The sequence below is a fragment of the Bradyrhizobium sp. genome, assembly GCF_019244115.1.
In the GTDB taxonomy this organism is placed as follows: domain Bacteria; phylum Pseudomonadota; class Alphaproteobacteria; order Rhizobiales; family Xanthobacteraceae; genus Bradyrhizobium.
On the sequence record NZ_JAFATE010000821.1, the window covers coordinates 1 to 3,302 of the forward strand.

General features: G+C 63.8%; 2 protein-coding genes. Both read left to right on the forward strand.

The genetic code is table 11. From position 1 onward, the window contains the following. Positions 1 to 130: 130 nt before the first annotated feature. Positions 131 to 808 (forward strand): RlmE family RNA methyltransferase, encoded by a 678-nt coding sequence (locus JOZ76_RS34855; protein WP_291705913.1) that lies wholly within the window; start codon positions 131 to 133, stop codon positions 806 to 808. A gap of 295 nt (positions 809 to 1,103) precedes the next feature. Beyond that, a partial coding sequence (locus JOZ76_RS34860; RefSeq protein WP_291705914.1) for an efflux RND transporter permease subunit occupies positions 1,104 to 3,302 on the forward strand: 2,199 nt, incomplete at its 3' end.

The window sequence follows — 3,302 nt, forward strand, 5'->3', positions numbered from 1 at the left end:
CTGCCGGCATAGTCCATCCACGTGGTCATTCCGGGGCGCGCGAAGCGCGAACCCGGAATCTCGCTCCACAACCTCTGGATTCCGGGTTCAGCCCTGGCGGGCTGCCCCGGAATGACGGTAGAGACTTGATATGGCAAAAGACACAACCGGCCGCCTGCATGTGACGGTCAGGAGCGGCGGCAAGCGAAAACTGTCGTCAAAGCTGTGGCTGGAGCGCCAGCTCAACGATCCCTATGTCGCACAGGCCAGGCGCGAGGGTTTTCGCTCGCGCGCCGCCTACAAGCTGATCGAGATCGACGACAAATATCACCTGCTGAAAGGCGGCATGACCGTGGTCGATCTCGGCGCGGCGCCCGGCGGCTGGAGCCAGATCGCCGCCAAACGCGTCGGTGCGGACAGCGGCAAGGGCAGGGTAATCGCAATCGATCTCTTGGAGATGCCTGAGCTTGCCGGCGTCACCTTTGCGCAGCTCGACTTCATGGACCAGGATGCGCCGGAAAAATTGATGGCGATGCTGGACGGCCGCGCCGATGTCGTGATGTCCGACATGGCCGCCAACACCACCGGCCACCGCAAGACCGACCAGCTCCGGATCGTCGGGCTTGTCGAAGCGGCGGCCTGGTTCGCTCGCGGCGTCCTGAAGCCCGGCGGCAGCTTTCTGGCAAAAACCTTCCAGAGCGGCGCCGATGCCGAACTGCTCGCACAGCTCAAGCGCGATTTTGCTACCGTCCGGCACGTCAAGCCGTCGGCGAGCCGGCAGGACTCCTCCGAGCGCTACATGCTGGCAACGGGATTTCGCGGCGGCTAACGATCCGCGCCGTCATTGCGAGGCGCATCGCGCCGAAGCAATCCAGACTGTCTTCGCGGGGATGGTCTGGATTGCTTCGCTTCCGCCTTCGCTCGTTGAGCTTCGGCGGACAAGTCGCTCGCAATGACGAGTAGCACGCGCAGGGCGGATTACGCGAACCGCCGTCCCATTGCGGCAACGGCCAGATTGCGTTGCGGAGCCTCATTTGTGGCGAGAGCGTGTGACATTCTGCTGCTTTTGCATTGCCGCGCTGCGGGATAGAAGCTGATCCGCAAAGGCTTCGATCGCGCATGTCATGAATCTCTCCAGCCCCTTCGTCCGGCGTCCGGTCGCCACCACGCTGCTGTCGCTCGGAGTGGTGGTGGCCGGTGCGATCGCCTTTTTCAAATTGCCGGTCTCGCCGCTGCCCGATGTCGACATTCCCACCATTTCAGTGCAGGCGACCCTGCCAGGCGCCAGCCCGGCAGACGTGGCCGCCACAGTGGCGGGCCCGCTCGAACGTCACCTTGGGCAGATCGCCGACGTCACGGAAATGACCTCGGCGAGTTCCCTCGGTTCCGCGCGCGTCACGCTGCAGTTCGGCATCGATCGCGACATCAACGGCGCTGCGCGCGACGTGCAGGCGGCCATCAACGCAGCGCGCGCCGACCTGCCGACCAGTCTGCGGAGCAATCCGACCTACCGCAAGTTCAATCCGGCCTCGGCGCCGATCCTGATCTACACCTTGACGTCGGATATCCTGACGCCTGCCGATCTCTACGACGCCGCATCGACCGTGCTCGCGCCAAAACTTTCGCAGGTCGAGGGCGTCGGCGAGGTCGCTGTCAGCGGCGGATCGCTGCCCGCCGTGCGCGTCGAGCTGATCCCTTCGGCGCTCTATAAATTCGGCATCGGTCTCGAGGATGTCCGCGCTGCGCTCGGCAGTGCCAATGCCCACAGCCCGAAGGGTGGCATCGACGTCGAGAACCAGCGCTACCAGATCTATTCCAACGACCAGGCCAAAAAGGCCGACGATTACAGGGCGCTGATCCTGGCCTACCGTAACGGCGCGGCGATCCGACTGAGCGACGTCGGCGATGTCGTCGATTCCGTGGAAAACGTGCGCACACTGGGGCTGTCCAACGGCAAGCCCGCGATCGTGATGATCGTGTACCGGCAGCCTGGCGCCAACATCATCCAGATGGTCGACCGCGTGACGACGCTGATGCCGCAGCTCAGGGCGTCGGTGTCGCCCGCCATGGACGTCAACCTCGTGGTCGATCGCTCCAAGACGATCCGGGCCTCGCTACGCGACGTCGAGATCACCCTCGTGATCGCCGTCGCCCTGGTGATTCTGGTGGTGTTCGCGTTCCTGCGGAGCGCGCGCGCGACATTGGTGCCGGTCGTGGCGGTGTCGGTGTCGCTGGTTGCGACATTCGCCGTCATGTACATTCTGGGCTACAGCCTCGACATCTTCTCTCTGATGGCGCTGACGGTCGCGACCGGATTCGTGGTGGATGACGCCATCGTCGTGCTGGAAAACATCACCCGCCACATCGATGCGGGAAGGTCGCGCCTGGACGCCACGCTGCTCGGCGCCCGCGAGGTCGGGTTCACCGTTCTGTCGATGAGCATATCGCTGATCGCGGTCTTCGTCCCGATCCTGCTGATGGGCGGCCTGGTCGGCCGGCTGTTTCGAGAATTCGCCATGACCATCACGATCGCGATCGTGATCTCGCTCGTGGTCTCGCTGACCACGACGCCGATGATGTGCGCGGTGTTGCTGCGCGGCGATCGCGGCGAGCCGCATGGGTGGATCTATCGCGTCAGCGAGCGTGTCTTCGAGCTGATGCTGAACTTCTATCGCAAGACGCTTGCGGTCGCGCTGCGTCATCCCGGCTCGGTGATGCTGATTCTGGTCGCGACCCTCGGCCTGAATTTCTATCTCTACGGCGCCGTCCCGAAGGGTTTTGTCCCGCAGCAGGATACGGGTCTGTTGATCGGTTCGATCCAGGCCGATCAGCATATCTCGTTTCAACTGATGCAGCAGAAGCTCAGGCAGTTCATCGCCATCGTCAAAAGCGATCCGGATGTCGACACCATCGTCGGTTTCACCGGCGGCAGCGGTCCGGGTCCGGGCGGCTCGATCAATACCGGCACAGTGTTTGCGTCGCTGAAGCCGCGGAGCCAGCGCAATTTGTCCGCCGAGCAGGTGATCGGGCGGCTGCGCGGCGAACTGGCCGCGGTCGCGGGCGCCACCTTGTTCCTGCAGTCGGTGGGCGATCTCGGCGCAGGAGGGCGCTCGGGCAATGCGGCCTATCAATACACGCTGCAGGGCGCGACGTTCGAGGAGCTGAACGAATGGACTCCAAAACTCGTCGCCGCGCTGCAAGGCTCAAAGCTGCTTGCCGATGTCAGCAGCGATCAGCAGAACAAGGCCCTGCAATCCAGCCTGATCGTCGATCGCGATGCCGCCTCCCGCCTCGGCATTACGCTCAGCCAGATCGACAACACG